This window comes from Vibrio sp. SG41-7 (assembly GCF_014164465.1).
Lineage (GTDB): Bacteria > Pseudomonadota > Gammaproteobacteria > Enterobacterales > Vibrionaceae > Vibrio > Vibrio splendidus.
The window spans coordinates 1-1,368 of the sequence record NZ_JACJFF010000284.1 but is presented as its reverse complement, the minus strand read 5'-3'; the positions used below and the strand labels follow the sequence as shown (position 1 = coordinate 1,368).

The window sequence follows — 1,368 nt, the reverse complement described above, 5'->3', positions numbered from 1 at the left end:
CTTTATAGAAGCGCGACCTGTTCGCTTGGTATTCTTCCAACCACCTAACCGAGCAATACCGTTGTAAGCCCATGATATATTAGGCGCTTCTTTCGGTAGTTTTTTGCTCTCCAACTTGAGCCACATTAACTTCCACGCTTTGCCTTTTAATACCTGCTCACAACTGCTCTTAGATAACTCGTCTGATTCATTCATAAACCTCAACTGGAGTAACCGGGTCGCGATAAAAGCCAAAACGACGCTGAGCCTTTCTAAGTTATCCTTACTTTGCATTCTCAGTTGCTCAACTTCAGTCCCTTCACTTTTCCAGACTTTATGAAAATCTTCTATTAGCCAACGCCGCTCATAATAACTGACGATTTTGAGTGCCTCTTCCTTGCTCGTTATCGGCTCTGAAGTCAGTAAGTGCCATGCGAGCTTATTACCACTCTCTCCTTGTTCTATACATCCCACGTAGTAAAGCGGAATGTTATCGAACTCTTTCTTGTTAGCAGGAGACTTGAGTGTCACGGGGGCATATTTGATATCTAAATGAGCCTTGCGAGCTTTACGACCGCCTTTTTGCGGTATTTCGAGCACTTTCTCTCCGGCTGATAACAGGGTAGAGGCATAGCTATAAAGACGATTATCATGCTCTTCAATACAGCGGCTTTGCATTGAGCGAACGAGGAACCTTTGTTGTTGCTCTCGCTTGTAAGTGAGGTATTCAAATAGGTCGGCTTCTCTATCGCACACAGAAATGACATCCGAAATTTTATCGCCAAGTCGCTCAGCGACATGGCGAGAGGCTTGTTCCCACTTATAACTTTCTTTCTCTTTGTATGGTCGAGTCGCATGCTGGTGCCTTTGACCTCGCTTTTCTATATCACGAGTCCAGCGCTGTTGTTCAATTAAACCAATAACAGATTGAGTGTCGGGAGCAAAAAGTAAGGTTGAGTGTACGAACATGGCGCGATGTCGATTGCCTTGATTGGAGTGCCCGAGTTCATCTCGAATGCTGCGATGGGAGTAACTGAGAGAAGTGGTGTCTTCTAAGGCAAGAAGTGTTTGTTGCTCTAATGCTTCTTGTGCGGTGACATAAAAACCCGCTTCTGCGATATCTTCTGCTTTGATTTGCTCATTACGGATGAAGCGATAAGCCCCTTCCATTTCAGCAGGGGAGATAATGAGTTTCGAGACAGGTACGCCAGGTTGCTCGGCCAGTGAGGCTGCGAGAGCAACGAGTCTTTGAGTGCGTCTAGGGTCATTAAGGTGGGCTTGACCGAACTGTTTTTGTGCCCAAAGGGTTGGCTCTATATAGGTCATGATAATCATCCTTGTCATTGCTTAGATGATCAGATCATGAAACCTAAAAATAGTTCAAAAAAA

At 45.0% G+C, this 1,368-nt stretch carries 1 protein-coding gene; it reads right to left on the bottom strand.

Going from position 1 to position 1,368, the window contains the following annotated elements; all coding sequences use genetic code 11:
• Nucleotides 1-1,305: IS4 family transposase (locus H5300_RS26675; protein ID WP_182797353.1), on the bottom strand; the 1,305-nt coding region annotated here is incomplete at its 3' end.
• Nucleotides 1,306-1,368: the final 63 nt, after the last annotated feature.